Raw genomic sequence first — 17,512 nt, forward strand, 5'->3', positions numbered from 1 at the left:
GCCCGGACCGGCCGTGAAAGTCCGCATGTTACCGTGTCGGCATCGACAAAAAAGAAAGGAGGGAGCCGGATGACCGCGCCCCATACCGTACTCGTCAGCCGCAACCCGCATGCGCCGATCGTGATCGAGCAGGACGGCCGTTTGCTGTACCGGATCTACATCGAGAGCGGACACGCGTCGTTCTACCGCGATTTTCCGGTCGAACCCGATGCGGTGCGCGTGCTGCGCGACGATGCCGAGCGCTACTACTTCCTGTTCGCGGCGCTTCACCATCCGTACCAGTTGAGCGGGACGAACCTCTCCGACGCGGAACGCGCGCGCTATTTCGGCACGATCCTGTTTGCCGGCCGCGACGAGGTCGAAGCCTTCATGACGGAGCGCGATCGCGCCAGCCACGGCGCGGTGGCGAATCTGCTGCAAATCTTCACGCAGGCCGACTACCGGCAACTGCGCGAGGGCCGGTGGTTCGGCATGGGCGCGGGCACGCCGGCCGCGTAGCGGTCGCGACCGGGTCGCCGGCGGCACGCGGGGACGCGCCGCCGCGTCGTCAATGGCTGCGCGCGTAGCCCTGGATCAGCGCGCGCATCATCCCTTCGACCGTCGCGTCGAGCAGGTCGTCTTCCTGCTCGGCTTCCTCGACGAGCGCGGCATAGGCGGTCGCGAGCGTCACGCGGTCGACTTCCTGGCGTTGCTCCATCAGCGTCACCATCCCGTCCTTCGCCAGATGGGCGGAGAACGCGCGGCTGCCGATGGTCTGGAATACGTCAATCATGGCGGCTCTCCCGTACGTTGCCGATGCTTTTCAGTGTAGTCGGCGTCCCGGGCCCGCGCCACGCGCGCCGGCCGGCCCGCCCGATTCGTCCGATGAAATGTGGCCGACACACGGCGCGGGCACGGTGTCCGTCGGCTTCAACGTTTACCCGAACCGGCAAATTGTCGACTTTTTATCGATAAAGTCTCGTGTTAGATTTCGCCGTCCGAGCCCGATGCAAACCGGGCCGGCCGCGCGTGGCCGACGTGCCGCACGTCCAGACACAAGGAGGGGAAATGCTGGTGCTGATTGGGGTGCCGATCGTCGTGATCGGCTTCGCGCTGCGCTTCAATGCGCTGCTGGTGGTCACGATCGCGGGGCTCGCGACGGGGCTGGCGGGCGGGCTGAATCTCGTCGACATCGTCAGCGCGTTCGGCAAGGCGTTCACCGAGAACCGCTACATGGGGCTGATCTGGCTCACGCTGCCGGTGATCGCGCTGCTCGAGCGCAACGGGCTCAAGGAGCAGGCGAAGCGGATGATCTCGCGGGTGCAGGCGGCCACCACGGGCCGCGTGCTGATGCTGTACTTCGTGCTGCGCCAGGCGACGGCCGCGCTCGGCCTCACGTCGCTCGGCGGCCACGCGCAGATGGTGCGGCCGCTGATCGCGCCGATGGCCGAGGCCGCCGCGGTCAGCCGGCACGGCGAGCTGCCCGAGTCGGTGCGCCAGCAGATCCGCGCGCATGCGTCGGGCGCCGACAACGTCGCCGTGTTCTTCGGCGAGGACATCTTCATCGCGATCCAGTCGATCCTGCTGATCAAGGGCTTTCTCGAACAGAACGGCCTGTCCATCGAGCCGCTGCACCTGTCGGTGTGGGCGATCCCGACCGCGATCGCCGCGCTGCTGATCCATTGCACGCGCCTCGCGCTGCTCGACCGCCGGCTCGCGCGCGGCTTCGGCCTGGTGAAGCAGGAGGGCGCGCGATGATCGGCCTCGAATCGCTGTACACGCTCGCGGGACTGATGTTCGCCGCGTTCGCGTATTTCAACCTGACGGACCGCACGAACCCGCGGCGCGTCGTCAATTTCGCGTTCTGGGCGATCTACGCGGTCACGTTCCTGTTCGGCGCGCTGCTGCCGCATGTCGTGACGGGCTGCCTCGCGATCGCGCTCGCGGTGATCGCCGGCTCCGGCAAGCTCGGCCGCGGCCAGTCCGACGAGGCCGGCGAAGCGGCGGCCGTGCGGCGCGAGACGCTCGCGCAGCGCTTCGGCAACCGGCTGTTCCTGCCCGCGCTGCTGATTCCGGTCGTCACGCTGATCGGCACGTTCGCGTTGAAGAGCGTGCCGTTCGTCGAGTCGAAGAGCGTGACGCTGATCTCGCTCGTGCTCGGCACGATCGTCGCGTTCGTCGTCGCGCTCGCGATGCTGCGCGATTCGCCCGTGCATGCGCTGAAGGAAGCACGCCACACGATGGACGCGGTCGGCTGGGCCGCGATCCTGCCGCAGATGCTCGCGGCGCTCGGCGCATTGTTCGCGGTGGCGGGCGTCGGCGGCGTGGTGTCGGGGCTCGTGAAGGAGTGGGTGCCGATCGATTCGCCGTTCGCGGTGGTCGCGGCCTATACGGTCGGCATGGCGCTCTTCACGATGATCATGGGTAACGGCTTCGCCGCGTTTCCGGTGATGACGGCCGGCATCGGCCTGCCGCTGATCGTCCACCAGTTCCACGGCAATCCGGCGATCATGGGCGCGATCGGGATGCTGAGCGGCTTCTGCGGTACGCTGATGACGCCGATGGCCGCGAACTTCAACATCGTGCCCGCGGCGCTGCTCGAACTGAAGGACAAGAACGGCGTGATCAAGGCGCAGTGGCCGACGGCCGTGCTGCTGCTGGCCGTGAACACGCTGCTGATGTACGCGTTCGTATTCCGCTTCTGATTCGATGGACGAGAGATGCTCATGACCGACCGACTCACCCCCGAACTCGCTTCGAAATTCGCGTCGCTCGCGCTCGCGCACCTGACCCGCGAATATCCGAACAAGCTCACGCATGCGCTCGAAGGGCCGCACGACGTGCAGGGCCCGCGCGCATTGCACCCGATCTTCTACGGCAGCTACGACTGGCATTCGTGCGTGCACGGCTACTGGCTCGTGCTGCGCGTGCTCGAACGCTACCCGGCACTGCCGGAGGCCGAGCGCATCGTCGCGATCGTCGACGCGCATTTCACCGACGCGAACGTCGCCGGCGAGCGCGCGTATCTCGCGCTGCCGCACAACAGCGGCTTCGAGCGGCCGTACGGCTGGGCGTGGCTGCTCGCGCTATCCGCGCAGCTCGAGCGGCTCGCGCTGAAGGGCGTGTTGCCGCAGGCCGCGCGCTGGGCGAAGACGATGGCGCCGCTGGCCGATTTGTTCGTGTCGCGCTTCGAGACATTTCTGCCGAAGGCGACTTATCCGCTGCGCGTCGGCACGCACTTCAACACCGCGTTCGCGCTGGCGCTCGCGCTCGATTTCGCGCGCGATACGCAGCGCGACGGGCTCGCGGCGCTGATCGTCGATACCGCGAAGCGCTGGTACCTGAACGATGTCGCGTGCCAGGCGTGGGAGCCGTCCGGCGACGAATTCCTGTCGCCCGCGCTGATGGAGGCCGAGCTGATGCGGCGCGTGCTGCCGGCCGCCGAGTTCGACGGCTGGTTCGCGCGCTTTTTGCCCGACCTCGCGCGCGGCGAGCCGGCGACGCTGTTCCAGCCGGCGACCGTCAGCGATCGCAGCGACGGCAAGATCGCACACCTCGACGGGCTGAACCTGAGCCGTGCATGGTGCCAGCGTTCGCTGGCCGGCGCGCTGCCGGAAGGCGATGCGCGGCGCGCGAAGCTGCTCGACGCGGCCGACCGGCATCTCGCGAGCGCGCTCGCGCACGTGGCCGGCGATTACATGGGCGAGCACTGGCTCGCGACGTTCGCGTTGCTCGCGCTGGACGCGTAGCGCGCGAAACCCCGCCGGCCGCAAGATCTTCGGCCCGCGGCTATACTCGCCGCTCGGGCCGCTTCGCGCCGCATGCGCGGCGCGAAGCGCGCCATCCGCCAGTTCGCCGCCTCGCCATGGACAAGCTCATCTCCTATGTCGCCGCGATCCACGGGCTCGCCGGCCCGGTGCAGATCGTGTCGCACGCCACGTCGCACGACCGCTGGACCGACGACGACGTCGAGGTCACGCGCGACGAAACCGAATACCGTTTCGACAACGGCGCGATCGTGCGCCGCTCGGTCGAGCAGGACCGCGCGCCGTCCGACCTGCTGTGCGCCGAATGCTGGATCGACTACGACGTGCTGCGCCATCCCGATGCGCAGCCGATCAATCCGTCGCGGCTGACGTTCGACAACGCATGCCGCGAAACCTTCTGGCTGCGCTACCACCTCGCATGAGCGCGCGACCGCGCGCAGGCACGAGCGCGCGCGGCCGCATCAACCCGGCGACGCGCCTTCAGTCGCATGCAGCAGCGGCGCGAGCCGCGTGGCCGCGTCGCGCATCTTCTGCACGTTCTCCAGCAGATCGTTGAGCGTCGCGCGCGCGGTCGGTGCATGCACGGCGAGCGCCGCGAGCACGCGACCGCTCGCCGCATCCTTCACCGGCACCGCGACGGCCACCATTCCGCGTACGAATTCCTCGTTGTCGATGCCGACGCCGCGCGCGGCCAGCCGGTCGAGCTCGGCCGCGAGCAATTGCGCATCGGTCAGCGTCCGGTAGGTCATCTTCTGCAACGTGAGCCGCGCGAGCAGCGCGTTGCGCTCCAGCGCATTCATCTGCGACAGGAACAGCTTGCCGCTCGCCGTGCAATGCAGCGGCACGCGCATGCCGGGCCGCATCTCGAGCCGCAGCGGTTCGGTGGTCTCGACGCGTTCGACGTACAGCACCGTGTCGCCGTCGAGCGCGGTGAGGTTGCAGGTCTCGCCGAGCACGTCGACGAGCGTGCGCAGCACCGACCGGCAACCGCGCGTAAACGTGTTGTTCGACAGCGCCGCGAGCGCGAACTGCGCGGCGCGCGGGCCGAGCGCGATGCCGCGGTCGTGGCCGCGCGAGTCGGGCATGTGGATCACGTAGCCGCGCGTTTCGAGCGATTCGATCAGGCGCAGCAGCGTCGCCTTCGGGATGTGCAGCCGTGCGGCGAGCTGCGACAGCGTGTACGGCTGTCCGGCCGCGGCCAGCGCTTCCAGCACGGCGAGCGCGCGCAGCACGCGCGCATCGTCGGCGGGCGCGCCGTCGGGCGGCGCGGGGGCGGTGTCGCGCATGTGTCTCCTCCGTCGGGATCGGCGTGCGTCCCGGGATGGTGTGTGCGAGAGAAATGAAACGAATTGAACGGTTTTTGTACCACATTCGCGGCGTGGACAATAAATCGGCTTGTACGTGGTCCGTGTGCTCAATAAATTTGGACAAAACATACCGGATTTTTCGCATACCCCGGAACGGAGACACGGAATGACACGCAGCTTCGACTATGTCGTGGTCGGCGCAGGATCGGCCGGTTGCGTCCTCGCCAACCGGCTGTCCGACGGCGGCCGCCATACGGTGTGCCTGCTGGAGGCGGGCCCCGCCGACAACTACATGTGGATCCACGTGCCGATCGGTTATGGCAAGACGATGTTCCACCCGGTGTACAACTGGGGCTTTCATACCGATCCCGATCCGAACATGCACAACCGCCGCCTGTACTGGCCGCGCGGCCGCACGCTCGGCGGCTGCAGCTCGATCAACGGGCTGATCTACGTGCGCGGGCAGCAGCAGGACTACGACCACTGGGCCGCGCTCGGCAATCGCGGCTGGAGCTGGCGCGACTGTCTGCCGTATTTCCGGCGGCTCGAACACAACACGCTCGGCGAAGGCCCGACGCGCGGCACCGGCGGCCCGCTGTGGGCGTCGGCGATCCGGCAGCGGCACGAACTCGTCGATGCGTTCGTCGCCGCGTCGAACCGGCTCGGCGTGCGCACGGTCGACGACTTCAACACGGGCGACCAGGAGGGAGTCGGCTACTACCAGCTGACGACGCGCAACGGCCTGCGCTGCTCGACCGCGGTCGCGTACTTGAAGCCCGCGCGCGGACGGCCGAACCTGCACGTCGAGACCGACGCGCAGGCGCTGAAGGTGCTGTTCGACGGCGCGCAGGCGTCCGGCGTGCGCTACGTGCAGCACGGCAAGGTGCACGAGGTGCGCGCGCTGCGCGAGGTGATCCTCGCGGCCGGCGCGCTGCAGTCGCCGCAATTGCTGCAGGTGTCGGGCGTCGGGCCCGCCGCGCTGCTGGACCGGCACGGGATTGCGGTCGTGGCCGATCGGAAGGGCGTCGGCGAGAACCTGCAGGATCATCTGCAGGTACGGCTGATCTACGAGGTGACGAAGCCGATCACGACCAACGACGAGCTGCATTCGTGGGTCGGCCGCGCGAAGATGGGGCTGCAATGGGCGCTGTTCCGAGGCGGCCCGCTCGCGATCGGGATCAATCAGGGCGGGATGTTCTGCCGCGCGTTGCCGGACGAATCGGCGACGCCCGACATCCAGTTCCATTTCTCGACGCTGTCGGCCGACTCGGCGGGCGGCAGCGTGCATCCGTTTCCCGGCTGCACGTACTCGATCTGCCAGTTGCGGCCCGAATCGCGCGGGACCGTACGGATTCGGACCGACGATGCGCGCGACGCGCCGTCGATCCAGCCGAACTATCTCGACACCGAGCGCGACCGCCGCACGACGGTGGCCGGCGTGCGCTTCGCGCGCCGTGTCGCGGCCGCCGAGCCGATGGCGCCGCTGATGAAGCGTGAGGTGCGGCCCGGCGCGGACGCGCAGACGGACGACGAGCTGCTCGAGTTCTGCCGCGAGTACGGACAGACGATCTTCCATCCGTCCGGCACCGCGAAAATGGGCGTCGCGAGCGATCCGCTCGCGGTCGTCGACGAGCGGCTGCGCGTGTATGGGACGCGCGGCTTGCGCGTGGTCGACTGCTCGATCATGCCGACGCTCGTATCGGGCAATACCAACGTGCCGATCGTGATGGTCGCCGAGAAGGCGTCCGACATGATCCTCGAGGACGCGCGCGAGGCCGATCGCGACCGCAGCGTCGCGCCGGCCGCCGAGGCGCTCGCGTAGCGCGCAGTGCCCGCGCGGCCCGTGCTCCTGCGCCCGGACGGCCGCCGCGCGCTCATCGATGCCCCCGCCGGCACGGCGTCGGGGCAGGTTGCGGCGCATCCTTACCTGGAGAAGCTCGCATGGCAATCGATTCCCGGGTCGTCCGACGCGTGGCCGCGGCCAGCGTGATCGGCGCGACCGTCGAGTGGTACGACTTTTTCCTGTACGGCGTGGTCGCCGGCATCGTGTTCGACAAGCAGTACTTTCCGTCCGGCGACGCGTTCGTGTCGACCATGCTCGCGTATGCGACGTTCGCGGTCGGCTTCGTCACGCGGCCGCTCGGCGGCTTGCTGTTCGGCCATCTCGGCGACCGCGTCGGGCGCAAGTCGGCGCTGATCCTGACGATGCTGATCATGGGCGTGTCGACGGCCGGCGTCGCGTTCCTGCCGACCTACGCGCAGATCGGCATGTGGGCGCCCGTGCTGCTGCTGACGCTGCGCGTGCTGCAGGGGATCGGCCTCGGCGGCGAGTGGGGCGGCGCGGTGCTGATGGCATACGAATACGCGCCGCCGCACCGGCGCGGACTGTATGCGAGCCTGCCGCAGATCGGTCTCGCGATCGGGCTGTGTCTCGCGGCCGGCGTCGTCGCCGGGCTGTCGCGCGCGCTGCCGGACGCCGCGTTCCTCGCATGGGGCTGGCGCGTCGCGTTCGCGGCGTCGCTGCTGCTCGTCGCGGTTGGCTTCTACATCCGCACGCGCGTGGCCGACACGCCCGAGTTCGTCGCGCTCAAGCGTCAGCGGCGCGACACGAAGCTGCCGGTGGTCGAGCTGCTCGGCAACTACCGGCAGGCGATCCTGCTCGGGATGGGCGCGCGCTATATCGACGGCGTGTTCTTCAACGTGTTCGCGGTGTTCTCGATCGGCTACATGACGCGCAACCTGTCGATCTCGCGCGGCGACGCGCTGCTCGGCGTGATGAGCGCGGCCGTCGTGATGTGCGGGTTCATCCCCGTGTTCGGCAGCCTGTCGGACCGGCTCGGCCGTGCGCGCGTGTACCGGTGGGGCGCGACGCTGTGCGGGCTGTCGGTGCTGCCCGCGTTCTGGCTGCTGCAGACGCAGTCGACGAACCTGCTCGCCGTGTGGCTCGCGCTGGTGATTCCGTTCGGGATCTTCTATGCGATGGCGTACGGGCCGGAGGCCGCGCTGTTCGCGGAGCTGTTCGACGCGAACGTGCGTTACACGGGCATTTCGTTCGTCTACCAGGTGTCGGGCATCTTCGCGAGCGGCCTCACGCCGATCGTCGCGACCGCGCTGCTGCGTGCGAACGGCGGCGCGCCGTGGCTCGTCGGGGTTTACGTGATGTTGTCTGCACTCCTGTCGATCGTGTCCGCGCGGGCGATCGAGAAACGCGGCGGCGTGGCCGGCGTCGCGGTACGCGCGACGTGACGCCCGCGCCGGGCGGGCGGTGGTGTGCGGGGTCGTATCGGCGCCGGGGCGCCGGCGGCCTCGCGTTCGCGCTGGCCGCGCGCCACCGGTCGCTCCGCGTTGCCGGCCGCCAGGCGGCCGGCGCGCTGGCCTGACTGCCGGCCCAGGCGCTGGTCCAAGCGAATCCGGCCCACTGGCCCTACCTGCGGTAAATCGGCCTGCCTACACTTTCCTCGACAGATCGCCGCATGGAAGCATCTGCACACGATCGACCCGAAGAGAACGATCAGGAGACAGGCATGACCAACAGGCAGTCGGCAGCATCCGCCCGCGCGGCGGACACGCGCCCCGCATCAGTCAGTCGAATCGCCTCGCGCGCCGGTTGCGGCGCAACGGGCATGCCCGCAACGGAGGGCTGACCATGTCGACCCCTTCCATCGAACGCACCACGAGCGGCTTCGCCGGCGGCCGGCCGAACGACACGCGTTACGACCCGACCTACGATCCGCTCGTGTCGCCAGGCCCCGGCTGCGGCAAGCAATACGCGCCGACCTACTGGGTCGCGACGGCCGGCACTCCGCCGGCCGACGACGGCCCCGTCACGCGCGATCTCGACGTCGACGTCGCGATCATCGGCGCCGGCTATACGGGCCTCGCGACCGCGCTGTGCCTCGCGCGGGATCACGGCATCAAGGCCGTCGTGCTCGAGGCCAACCGCACCAGCTGGGGCTGCAGCAGCCGCAACGGCGGGCAGGGGCAGAACGCGTCGGGCCGGCTGTCGCGCTCGCAGTGGATCGAGCGCTGGGGCAAGGACGTCGCGCTGAAGATGCACGACGAGATTCTCGAAGGCTTCGAGCACTTCAAGTCGCTCGTATCGGAAATCGACTGCGATCCGCAGCCGGGCGGCCATTTCCTGATCGCGCATCGCCCGCGCATCATGGCGAAGCTCGCGGCCGAGGCGAAGGTGTGGAAGGACGTGTTCGGCTATCCGTCCGAACTGCTGAGCGCGGAGACGTTCCGCCGCGAATTCATCAACGACCACGAGGCGGCCGGCGCGCTGCACGAGCCGGAAGGCATCGGCATCCATGCGCTGAAACTCGCGTTCGGCTACCTGCGTCTCGCACGCGAAGCCGGCGCGAAGGTGCATACGAGCAGCCCCGTGCTCGGCTTCGAGACGATCGACGGCGTGCACCACCTGCGCACGCCGGGCGGCGTGGTGCGGGCTCGCGCGGTCGGCATCGCGACCGGCGCGTACACCGCGCAGACGCTGCATCCGTCGCTGCGCAGCAAGGTGATGCCGATCCTGTCGAATTCGATGGTCACGCGGCCGCTGACCGACGCCGAGATCGATGCGTGCAACTTCCGCACGACGCAGGTGCTGACCGACACGCGCACGCTGCGCTTCTACTATCGTTTCCTGCCCGATCGCCGGCTGCAGATCGGCAGCCGCAGCGCGATCACCGGCGACGATGCGCCGAACCCGCGCCACCTCGATTTGCTGAAGGAAGGCATGGCGCGCAAGTTTCCGGCGCTGCGCGGCGTCGAGATCGATTACTCGTGGTGGGGCTGGGTCGACGTGAGTCACGACATGATGCCGCGCGTGTGCCAGCCCGATCCGCGGCAATCCGTGTACTACGCGCTCGGCTACGGCGGCAACGGCGTGTCGTATTCGCAGCAGGCCGGCCGTCGGCTCGCCGAGCAGATCGCGGGGAAGGGCGCACGCCAGACGCTGCCGATCTTCACGTCGCCGCTGCCCGGTCACCCGTTCGCGCCGTTCCGGCGTATCGGGCAGCGGATGCTCTACCTGTCGTACTTCAGGAACGACGAAAAGCCCTGAGCGCGGGGCGCACCACCCGGCGCGACGCAAGACCGCGCGCGCGCCGGGCAACCCGACACAATAAAAGCCACGGAAATCCGTGCGGCCGGGGCTGCAGGTGCCCCTGCACGCGCCGTCGCCGGCGGCGCCCGCGTTCACCCGAAGGTGACGCGGGCGGCGCCGGACAACTGGATATGGAGAAGACATGCAACCCTCGATGAACCAGAGTGACCTGAAGTGTGGGCTCAAGCAGCGCCACATGACGATGATCGCGCTTGGCGGCGTGATCGGTGCCGGGCTGTTCGTCGGCAGCGGCGTGGTGATTCAGCAGACCGGGCCGGCCGCGATCCTGTCGTTCCTGATCACGGGCGGGCTGGTCGTGCTCGTGATGCGGATGCTCGGCGAGATGGCGTGCGCGATGCCGGCCGTCGGCTCGTTCTACGAGTACGCGCGGCTCGCGTTCGGCAACTGGCGCGGGCCCGGCAGGATGGCGGGCTTCCTGACCGGCTGGATGTACTGGTATTTCTGGGTGATCGTCGTCGCGCTGGAAGCGGTCGCGGGCGCCAGGCTGATCCAGTTCTGGCTGCCCGACACGCCGGCGTGGATCATCAGTCTCGCGCTGCTGGTCGTGCTGACGCTCACGAACCTGATCTCGGTCGGCAGTTACGGCGAATTCGAATTCTGGTTCTCGTCGATCAAGGTCGGCGCGATCGTCGTGTTCCTGTTCCTCGGCGGCCTCTACGTGCTCGGCATGTGGCCCGCGTCGATGCACACGACGGCCGTGCTGCCGACGCTGCTCGGTCACGGCGGCTTCATGCCGCTCGGCATCGGGCCGGTGATGAGCGGCGCGGTCGCGGCCACCGGGTTCTACTTCGGCGCGGAAATCGTCACGATCGCGGCGGCCGAGGCGAAGGAGCCGGCCAAGGCGGTTGCGAAGGCAACCAACTCGGTGATCACCCGCGTGCTGGTGTTCTACGTCGGCTCGGTCGCGCTCGTCGTCGCGCTGGTGCCGTGGAATTCCGCGCAGATGGCCACGCCGTACGTGAGCGCGCTGGAAGTGATGGGCCTGCCGGCCGCCGCCAACGTGATGAACGCGATCGTGCTGACCGCCGTGCTGTCCGCGCTCAACTCGGGCCTCTATGCGGCCTCGCGGATGCTGTTCGCGCTGACCCGCCACGGCGACGCGCCGGCCGCGCTCGCGAAGGTCAACAAGCGCGGCGTGCCGGTGCGCGCGATCCTGCTCGGCACGGTGTTCGGCTACGTGTCGGTCGTGATGTCGTACGTGTCGCCCGATACCGTGTTCGCGTTCCTCGTCAATTCGTACGGCACCGTCGCATTGTTCGTGTACGTGCTGATCGCGTTCTCGCAACTGCGCCTGCGCAAGCGTCTGGACCCGGTCGCCGCCAGCAAGCTGCGCGTGAAGATGTGGGCGTACCCGTACCTGACCTGGGTCGCGATCATCGGCATGGTCGGCATCCTCGTCGCGATGGCGTTCATCCCGGACCAGCGCAAGCCGCTCTGGCTCGGCGTCGCGAGCCTCGGCGTACTCGTGGTCGCGTACGGGCTGACGCGCCGCGGCCGCCGCGAGCATCTCGACGACAGCGAACTGCTCGCGTATCCGCCGCGTTGACGGGCGGCACCGCATGGCGCCGAAGGCCCGGTGCATGCGCCGGGCCTTCGCGCATGCGGCCCGCGGGGGAGCCGGCGCAACTATCGGGCCGACCGATAGCACCGATCAGAGGATGCGACTTTATGTCGGGCGCCGGCCGGCATAGCATGGATGAACCGATTCACCGGTGCGCGGCAGCGACGCGCACCGTCATCCGCGAACGAGGACAGACGATGGAACATCGGGCACGCGAGCGCGACGAGCAGGCCGAGATCAAGACGACGACCTGCTACATGTGCGCATGCCGCTGCGGCATCCGCGTACACCTGCGCGACGGCGAAGTACGCTATATCGACGGCAATCCGCACCATCCGCTGAACCAGGGCGTCATCTGCGCGAAAGGTTCGTCGGGGATCATGAAGCAGTACTCGCCCGCGCGGCTCACGCAGCCGCTGATGCGCAAGCCGGGCGCGGAGCGCGGCGATGCGCAGTTCGAGCCGGTGTCGTGGGAGGTCGCGTTCGACGTGCTCGAAAAGCGCCTGTCGCACCTGCGCGCGACCGATCCGAAGCGTTTCGCGCTGTTCACGGGCCGCGACCAGATGCAGGCGCTCACGGGCCTGTTCGCGAAACAGTTCGGTACGCCGAACTATGCGGCGCACGGCGGGTTCTGCTCCGCGAACATGGCGGCCGGGATGATCTACACGATCGGCGGCTCGTTCTGGGAGTTCGGTGGCCCCGATCTCGACCGCGCGAAGCTGTTCTTCATGATCGGCACCGCGGAGGATCACCATTCGAATCCGCTGAAGATCGCGCTCGGCAAGTTCAAGCGCGCGGGCGGCCGCTTCATCGCGATCAATCCGGTGCGCACCGGTTACGCGGCGATCGCCGACGAATGGATTCCGATCCGCCCCGGCACCGACGGCGCGCTGTTCATGGCGCTGATGCACGAGTTGATCGCGCGCGATGCGTTCGACCACGAATTCGTGTCGCGCTTCACGAACGCGGCGGAACTGGTCGACCGGCGCGACGGCGCCGACACGTTCGGGCTGTTCGTGCGCGACGCCGACGCGCCGGAGGTCAACCCGCTGTATCCGCAGAACCGGATGTGGTGGGACACGAAGACGAACCGCGCGGTGCTGCACCACACGGATGGCGCGGAGCCGGCGCTCGACGGCCGCTATACGCTCGACGACGGCACGCCGGTCGCGCCGTCGTTCACGCTGCTGCGCGAACAGGTGGCCGCTTGCACGCCCGAATGGGCGGCCGACATCACCGGCATCGCGGCCGACACGATCCGCCGCCTTGCCCGCGAGATGGAGACGGTCGCGCGCGAGCAGGCGATCGAGCTGCCGGTGCGCTGGACCGATTCGTGGGGCCACGCGCACGAATCGGTGAAGGGCGTGCCGATCGCGTTCCACGCGATGCGCGGGCTGGCCGCGCATTCGAACGGCTTCCAGACGATCCGTGCGCTCGCGGTGCTGATGTCGCTGCTCGGCACGATCGACCGGCCGGGCGGCTTTCGCCACAAGGCGCCGTATCCGCGCGCCGTGCCGCCGTCGGCGAAACCGCCGAACGATCCCGACCAGATCAAGCCGAACACGCCGCTCGCGAGCGGCCCGCTCGGCTGGCCGGCCGGCCCCGAGGACCTGTTCGTCCATCCGGACGGCACGCCCGCGCGGCTCGACAAGGCGTTCTCGTGGGAATACCCGCTCGCGGTGCACGGGCTGATGCATTCGGTGATCACCAATGCATGGCGCGGCGATCCCTATCCGATCGATACGCTGCTGATCTTCATGGCCAACATGGCGTGGAATTCGTCGATGAATACGACGGAAGTGCGCAAGATGCTGGTCGACAAGCGCGACGACGGCGAATACCGGATTCCGTTCCTGGTCGTATGCGATGCGTTCGCGTCGGAGATGACCGCGTTCGCCGACCTGATCCTGCCCGACACGACCTACCTCGAACGGCACGACGTGATGTCGGTGCTCGACCGGCCGATCTCCGAATTCGACGGGCCGGTCGATTCGGTGCGCGTGCCCGTCGTGCCGCCGACCGGCGAGTGCAAGCCGTTCCAGGAAGTGCTGATCGAGCTGGCGAGCCGGCTGAAGTTTCCGGCCTTCACGACGCCGGACGGGCAGCGCAAGTACCGCGACTATCCGGATTTCGTCGTCAATTTCCAGACCGCGCCGGATTCGGGCACCGGCTTCCTGATCGGCTGGCGCGGCAAGGACGGCGAGAAGGCCGTCGTCGGCGAGCCGAACCCCGACCAGTGGAAACGCTATGCGGAGAACGACTGCGTGTACCACCACCGGTTGCCGGAATCGCTGCAGTACATGCGCAACTGCAACGGGCCATACATGCAGTGGGCGGTCGACAACGGGATGCGCAAGTTCGGCGTGCCGATCGTGATCCAGCTCTACTCGGACGTGATGCAGAAATTCCGGCTTGCCGCGCAGGGCCGCACGTCGGGCCGCCAGCCGCCGGATCATCTGCGCGAACGCATCGCGCGTTACTTCGACCCGCTGCCGTTCTGGCATCCGTCGCTCGAAAGCGGGCTGACCGATGCGAACCGCTATCCGCTCGCGGCGATCACGCAGCGGCCGATGGCGATGTACCACTCGTGGGATTCGCAGAACGCGTGGCTGCGGCAGATCCACGGCGAGAACCACCTGTTCGTGAACCCGGTGACGGCCGCCGCGCAGCAGATCGACGACGGCGCATGGATCTACGTCGAATCGCCGTGGGGCAAGGTGCGCTGCCGCGCGCGCTACAGCGAGGCGGTCGAGCCCGGCACCGTGTGGACCTGGAACGCGATCGGCAAGGCGGCCGGCGCGTGGAACCTCGGCCCCCACGCGGGCGAATCGCAGCGCGGCTTCCTGCTCAATCACGTGATCACCGACGAGTTGCCCGACGCGGCCCGCGGCGGTGCGCGGCTGTCGAATTCCGATCCGGTGACCGGGCAGGCCGGCTGGTACGACGTGCAGGTGCGGATCTACCCGGCCGAAGCGGATGCGGCGACCACGCTGCCGCAGTTCGCGCCGATGCCGGCGCTGCCGGGCACGCCGCGCGTGCTGCAACGCGTGCAGGCGTATTTCGCGGGAACCGGCGCATTCGCCGCGCGGCTGCGGCGCGCGGCGTCGGCGGGCCCGAAGTCCGACGATCGCTAAGCGAAGGAGCGCAACCATGACCCAGATGGCCCTCGTCATCGACCTGAACGTGTGCGTTGGCTGCCATGCCTGCGTGACGAGCTGCAAGGAATGGAACACGTCCGGCGAAGCCGGCAGCCTTGCCGATCTGCGTCCGTACGACGACGATCCGTCCGGCACGTTCTTCAACCGCGTGCAGACCTACGAGGCCGGCGTGTTCCCGATGACGGACACGATCCACTTCCCGAAGTCGTGCCTGCACTGCGAGGACCCGCCGTGCGTGCCGGTCTGCCCGACCGGCGCGAGCTTCAAGCGCAAGTCGGACGGCATCGTGCTGGTCGACTACGACAAGTGCATCGGCTGCAAGTACTGCGCGTGGGCATGTCCGTACGGCGCGCGCGAACTCGACGAAGGCCGCAAGGAGATGACGAAGTGCACGCTGTGCGCGGACCGCATCGACAACGAAGCGCTGCCGGAGCGCGATCGCAAGCCGGCCTGCGTGCTCGCGTGCCCGACGTCGGCGCGGCTGTTCGGCGACGTGCACGACCCGGAATCGGACGTGTCGCGCGCGATCCGCGACCGCGGCGGCTATGCGCTGATGCCCGAGTGGGGCACGCGGCCGTCGAACCATTACCTGCCGCGCGTGAAGACCGAAGCATCGTGCGGATGCGGCAGCAGCGGCGGGTGCGGCAGCGCATCGAACGGGCGCGACGACGAATCGTTCGAGGCCCGCGCGGCGCGCGGCGACATCGATCTCGTGTCGCTGGCGACCCCGCGCTGAGCAACGCGCATTTCATTCAGACACAGACGGAGTTTCCATGCGCCCAGCCTTTTCGGTCGTTTTTCTCACCACGCTGTGCGGCGCCGCACAGGGCCTGCTGCTGACGCTCGTGATCGTCGAGGCGCTGGCGCGGCTGGCCGGCGTTGACGTCGGCGCCCCGTTCTACGTGACCGGGGCCGCGCTGTCGGTCGCACTCGGCGTGCTCGGCCTGTTCGCGTCGTTCTTTCATCTCGGCCACCCGGAGCGCGCGTGGCGCGCGATCGCGATGTGGCGTACGTCGTGGCTGTCGCGCGAGTGCATCGCGCTGCCGGTGTTTCTCGCCTGCGCGTTCGCGTATGGCGCGGCGCATCTGTTCGCGTGGCCCGGCACGCTGCTGATCGGTGCGGCGGGCGCGCTCGCGAGCGTCGCGCTGTTCGTCTGCACGGCGATGATCTACGCGTGCCTGCGCTTCCTGCAGGAATGGGCGAGCCCGCTGACGCTCGTGAACTTCGTGCTGCTCGGCTGCGCATCGGGCTGCACACTCGCGACGGCCTGCGCCGCGTGGCTCGCGCCGGCGCTGGTCGGCCGGCTCGCGGCGGCCGCCTGCGTGCTGACGTTCGCCGGTGGCGTGGCGCGGCTCGCGTCGCTCGCACGCAATGCTCGGCTGCGGCCGAAGTCGACCGTGCAGAGCGCGACGGGGATTCGTCACGCGAAGGTCGAACAGAAGTCGCGCGGCTTCACGGCCAGCGCGTTCAACACGAAGGAGTTCTTTCACGGGCAGGGCAACGGCACGCTGCGCGCGGTGAAGGCCGGCTTCCTGATCGGCGCATTCGCGGTGCCGTTCGTGCTGACCGGCGCCGGCGCGTTCGCGCCGACGTCGATCGCGGCGGCCGTCGCGCTCGGCGCGGCGTTCGTGATCCAGTACGCGGGGCTGGTGGCGGAACGCTGGTTCTTCTTCGCGGACGCGCGGCATCCGCAGAACCTCTACTACCAGCGCGCGTCATGACGCGGCCGGCGCGCCGCCGCGCGGCACTAGAAGGTCTTCGCGAGCGCGCGGGCCGCTTCCTGCAGCCGCGGCACGTGGTCGAGCAGCCGCGACAGCGGCGCGCGCGACACCGGCGCATGGACGGCGACCGCGGCGATGCACGCGCCGTCGTCGTCGAGCACCGGCGCCGCGATGCAGACGATCCCCGCGACGAATTCCTCGTTGTCGATCGCGATGCCCTTGTGCGCGGTGCGGTCGAGTTCGGCTTCGAGCAGTTCCGGGTCGGAGATCGTGTTCGGCGTATGGCGCGGCAGCGCCATCGTGCGCACCAGCGCCGCGCGTTCGTCGCGCGGCAGCAGCGCGAGCAGCAGCTTGCCGCTGGCGCTGCAGTAAGCGGGCACGCGCGAGCCGGGTTTCAGGTCGAGCCGCAGCGGCCAGTCGGCTTCCACGCGGTCGAGATAGACGACTTCCGTGTCGTGCAGGGCGGTCAGGTTGCAGGTCTCGGCGAGGTCGGCGACGAGCCGTTCGAGGATCGCATGGCGCAGCCGGCGCGTGCCCGCGTGCAGCATCACACCGGTGCCGAGCCGCGCGAGGCGCGGGCCGACCGCATACGCGTTCTTGCGGCCCGGCTCGCGGATCACGAGCCCGCCGGCTTCGAGCGACGCGAGCATCCGGTGCAGCGAGGCCTTCGGGATATCGACGTCGCGCGCGAGATCGGCGAGCGACACGGCGTCGCCGGCCTGGACGAGATGTTCGAGCAGCGCGAAGGCGCGCAGCGTGGGCGTATCCGCGGGCAGCATGTCGGGCGTTCCGGAAACTGGACTGCGGCCATTGTACCGAACGGTCCGGCAGGCTGGCCGCACGGGGCGGCGGGGGCCGGCAACCCGGCCCGCATTTTCGGCAGCGGAACGCATC

Annotated in this window: 15 protein-coding genes; 12 read left to right on the forward strand and 3 right to left on the reverse strand. The window is 68.9% G+C overall.

Annotated features, from left to right (window positions below):
- Positions 1–69 precede the first annotated feature (69 nt).
- Complete coding sequence (locus H0X95_RS12720) at positions 70–498, forward strand: hypothetical protein (protein ID WP_059722684.1); 429 nt, start codon at positions 70–72, stop codon at positions 496–498.
- Positions 499–547: 49 nt separating this feature from the next.
- Here the strand turns inward: H0X95_RS12720 and H0X95_RS12725 are convergent, their stop codons facing one another.
- Positions 548–772: a hypothetical protein gene (locus H0X95_RS12725; RefSeq protein ID WP_006491315.1), complete on the reverse strand. Its 225-nt coding sequence runs from the start codon at positions 770–772 to the stop codon at positions 548–550.
- Between the two features lie 275 nt (positions 773–1,047).
- On the opposite strand from H0X95_RS12725, the gene H0X95_RS12730 reads away from it, so the two are divergent.
- The 4 genes from H0X95_RS12730 to H0X95_RS12745 all read left to right on the forward strand — a co-directional run bounded on the left by H0X95_RS12730 (position 1,048) and on the right by H0X95_RS12745 (position 4,168).
- Positions 1,048–1,737: a DUF969 domain-containing protein gene (locus H0X95_RS12730; protein WP_006491314.1), complete on the forward strand. Its 690-nt coding sequence runs from the start codon at positions 1,048–1,050 to the stop codon at positions 1,735–1,737.
- Positions 1,734–2,684: a DUF979 domain-containing protein gene (locus tag H0X95_RS12735; RefSeq protein ID WP_006491307.1), complete on the forward strand. Its 951-nt coding sequence runs from the start codon at positions 1,734–1,736 to the stop codon at positions 2,682–2,684. The genes H0X95_RS12730 and H0X95_RS12735 overlap by 4 nt, the downstream gene beginning before the upstream one ends.
- 21 nt (positions 2,685–2,705) lie before the next feature.
- The gene (locus tag H0X95_RS12740; protein WP_059722743.1) at positions 2,706–3,728 is read left to right on the forward strand and encodes a DUF2891 domain-containing protein; all 1,023 of its coding nucleotides are present in this window, start codon (positions 2,706–2,708) and stop codon (positions 3,726–3,728) included.
- A 116-nt stretch (positions 3,729–3,844) separates the two neighbouring features.
- On the forward strand, positions 3,845–4,168 hold the full coding sequence (locus H0X95_RS12745; protein ID WP_006495187.1) for a hypothetical protein: 324 nt from the start codon (positions 3,845–3,847) through the stop codon (positions 4,166–4,168).
- A gap of 39 nt (positions 4,169–4,207) precedes the next feature.
- Here the strand turns inward: H0X95_RS12745 and H0X95_RS12750 are convergent, their stop codons facing one another.
- A complete protein-coding gene (locus tag H0X95_RS12750; protein WP_006495186.1) occupies positions 4,208–5,032 on the reverse strand; it encodes an IclR family transcriptional regulator in 825 nt (274 codons plus the stop codon).
- A 187-nt stretch (positions 5,033–5,219) separates the two neighbouring features.
- Between H0X95_RS12750 and H0X95_RS12755 the strand changes: the two genes are divergently transcribed.
- The 7 genes from H0X95_RS12755 (at position 5,220) to H0X95_RS12785 (ending at position 16,618) form a co-directional block, all read left to right on the forward strand.
- The gene (locus tag H0X95_RS12755) at positions 5,220–6,875 is read left to right on the forward strand and encodes a GMC family oxidoreductase (RefSeq protein ID WP_059722686.1); all 1,656 of its coding nucleotides are present in this window, start codon (positions 5,220–5,222) and stop codon (positions 6,873–6,875) included.
- Positions 6,876–6,994: 119 nt separating this feature from the next.
- Positions 6,995–8,299, forward strand: coding sequence for an MFS transporter (locus H0X95_RS12760; protein ID WP_006483640.1), 1,305 nt, complete (start codon positions 6,995–6,997; stop codon positions 8,297–8,299).
- Positions 8,300–8,699: 400 nt separating this feature from the next.
- Positions 8,700–10,115 (forward strand): NAD(P)/FAD-dependent oxidoreductase, encoded by a 1,416-nt coding sequence (locus H0X95_RS12765; RefSeq protein ID WP_006481990.1) that lies wholly within the window; start codon positions 8,700–8,702, stop codon positions 10,113–10,115.
- Between the two features lie 184 nt (positions 10,116–10,299).
- A complete protein-coding gene (locus H0X95_RS12770; protein ID WP_006491514.1) occupies positions 10,300–11,724 on the forward strand; it encodes an amino acid permease in 1,425 nt (474 codons plus the stop codon).
- 212 nt (positions 11,725–11,936) lie between these two features.
- Complete coding sequence (locus H0X95_RS12775; RefSeq protein ID WP_059722745.1) at positions 11,937–14,873, forward strand: molybdopterin oxidoreductase family protein; 2,937 nt, start codon at positions 11,937–11,939, stop codon at positions 14,871–14,873.
- A 16-nt stretch (positions 14,874–14,889) separates the two neighbouring features.
- Positions 14,890–15,633, forward strand: coding sequence for a 4Fe-4S dicluster domain-containing protein (locus tag H0X95_RS12780; protein ID WP_006481995.1), 744 nt, complete (start codon positions 14,890–14,892; stop codon positions 15,631–15,633).
- Between the two features lie 37 nt (positions 15,634–15,670).
- On the forward strand, positions 15,671–16,618 hold the full coding sequence (locus tag H0X95_RS12785) for a dimethyl sulfoxide reductase anchor subunit family protein (RefSeq protein WP_059722687.1): 948 nt from the start codon (positions 15,671–15,673) through the stop codon (positions 16,616–16,618).
- Between the two features lie 26 nt (positions 16,619–16,644).
- Here H0X95_RS12785 and H0X95_RS12790 read toward each other — a convergent pair whose 3' ends face one another.
- Positions 16,645–17,397: an IclR family transcriptional regulator gene (locus tag H0X95_RS12790; protein WP_006481989.1), complete on the reverse strand. Its 753-nt coding sequence runs from the start codon at positions 17,395–17,397 to the stop codon at positions 16,645–16,647.
- Positions 17,398–17,512 lie beyond the last annotated feature (115 nt).

This window comes from Burkholderia sp. 9779_493 (assembly GCF_015712215.1).
Lineage (GTDB): Bacteria > Pseudomonadota > Gammaproteobacteria > Burkholderiales > Burkholderiaceae > Burkholderia > Burkholderia cenocepacia.

What these genes read in the sequence shown, in the direction of transcription:
- H0X95_RS12780 (WP_006481995.1), top strand. Translation starts at nt 14,890, where the DNA reads ATGACCCAGATGGCCCTCGTCATCGACCTGAACGTGTGCGTTGGCTGC.
- H0X95_RS12750 (WP_006495186.1), bottom strand. Translation starts at nt 5,032, where the DNA reads ATGCGCGACACCGCCCCCGCGCCGCCCGACGGCGCGCCCGCCGACGAT.
- H0X95_RS12740 (WP_059722743.1), top strand. Translation starts at nt 2,706, where the DNA reads ATGACCGACCGACTCACCCCCGAACTCGCTTCGAAATTCGCGTCGCTC.
- H0X95_RS12760 (WP_006483640.1), top strand. Translation starts at nt 6,995, where the DNA reads ATGGCAATCGATTCCCGGGTCGTCCGACGCGTGGCCGCGGCCAGCGTG.
- H0X95_RS12775 (WP_059722745.1), top strand. Translation starts at nt 11,937, where the DNA reads ATGGAACATCGGGCACGCGAGCGCGACGAGCAGGCCGAGATCAAGACG.
- H0X95_RS12765 (WP_006481990.1), top strand. Translation starts at nt 8,700, where the DNA reads ATGTCGACCCCTTCCATCGAACGCACCACGAGCGGCTTCGCCGGCGGC.
- H0X95_RS12755 (WP_059722686.1), top strand. Translation starts at nt 5,220, where the DNA reads ATGACACGCAGCTTCGACTATGTCGTGGTCGGCGCAGGATCGGCCGGT.
- H0X95_RS12785 (WP_059722687.1), top strand. Translation starts at nt 15,671, where the DNA reads ATGCGCCCAGCCTTTTCGGTCGTTTTTCTCACCACGCTGTGCGGCGCC.
- H0X95_RS12790 (WP_006481989.1), bottom strand. Translation starts at nt 17,397, where the DNA reads ATGCTGCCCGCGGATACGCCCACGCTGCGCGCCTTCGCGCTGCTCGAA.
- H0X95_RS12725 (WP_006491315.1), bottom strand. Translation starts at nt 772, where the DNA reads ATGATTGACGTATTCCAGACCATCGGCAGCCGCGCGTTCTCCGCCCAT.
- H0X95_RS12735 (WP_006491307.1), top strand. Translation starts at nt 1,734, where the DNA reads ATGATCGGCCTCGAATCGCTGTACACGCTCGCGGGACTGATGTTCGCC.
- H0X95_RS12730 (WP_006491314.1), top strand. Translation starts at nt 1,048, where the DNA reads ATGCTGGTGCTGATTGGGGTGCCGATCGTCGTGATCGGCTTCGCGCTG.
- H0X95_RS12720 (WP_059722684.1), top strand. Translation starts at nt 70, where the DNA reads ATGACCGCGCCCCATACCGTACTCGTCAGCCGCAACCCGCATGCGCCG.
- H0X95_RS12745 (WP_006495187.1), top strand. Translation starts at nt 3,845, where the DNA reads ATGGACAAGCTCATCTCCTATGTCGCCGCGATCCACGGGCTCGCCGGC.
- H0X95_RS12770 (WP_006491514.1), top strand. Translation starts at nt 10,300, where the DNA reads ATGCAACCCTCGATGAACCAGAGTGACCTGAAGTGTGGGCTCAAGCAG.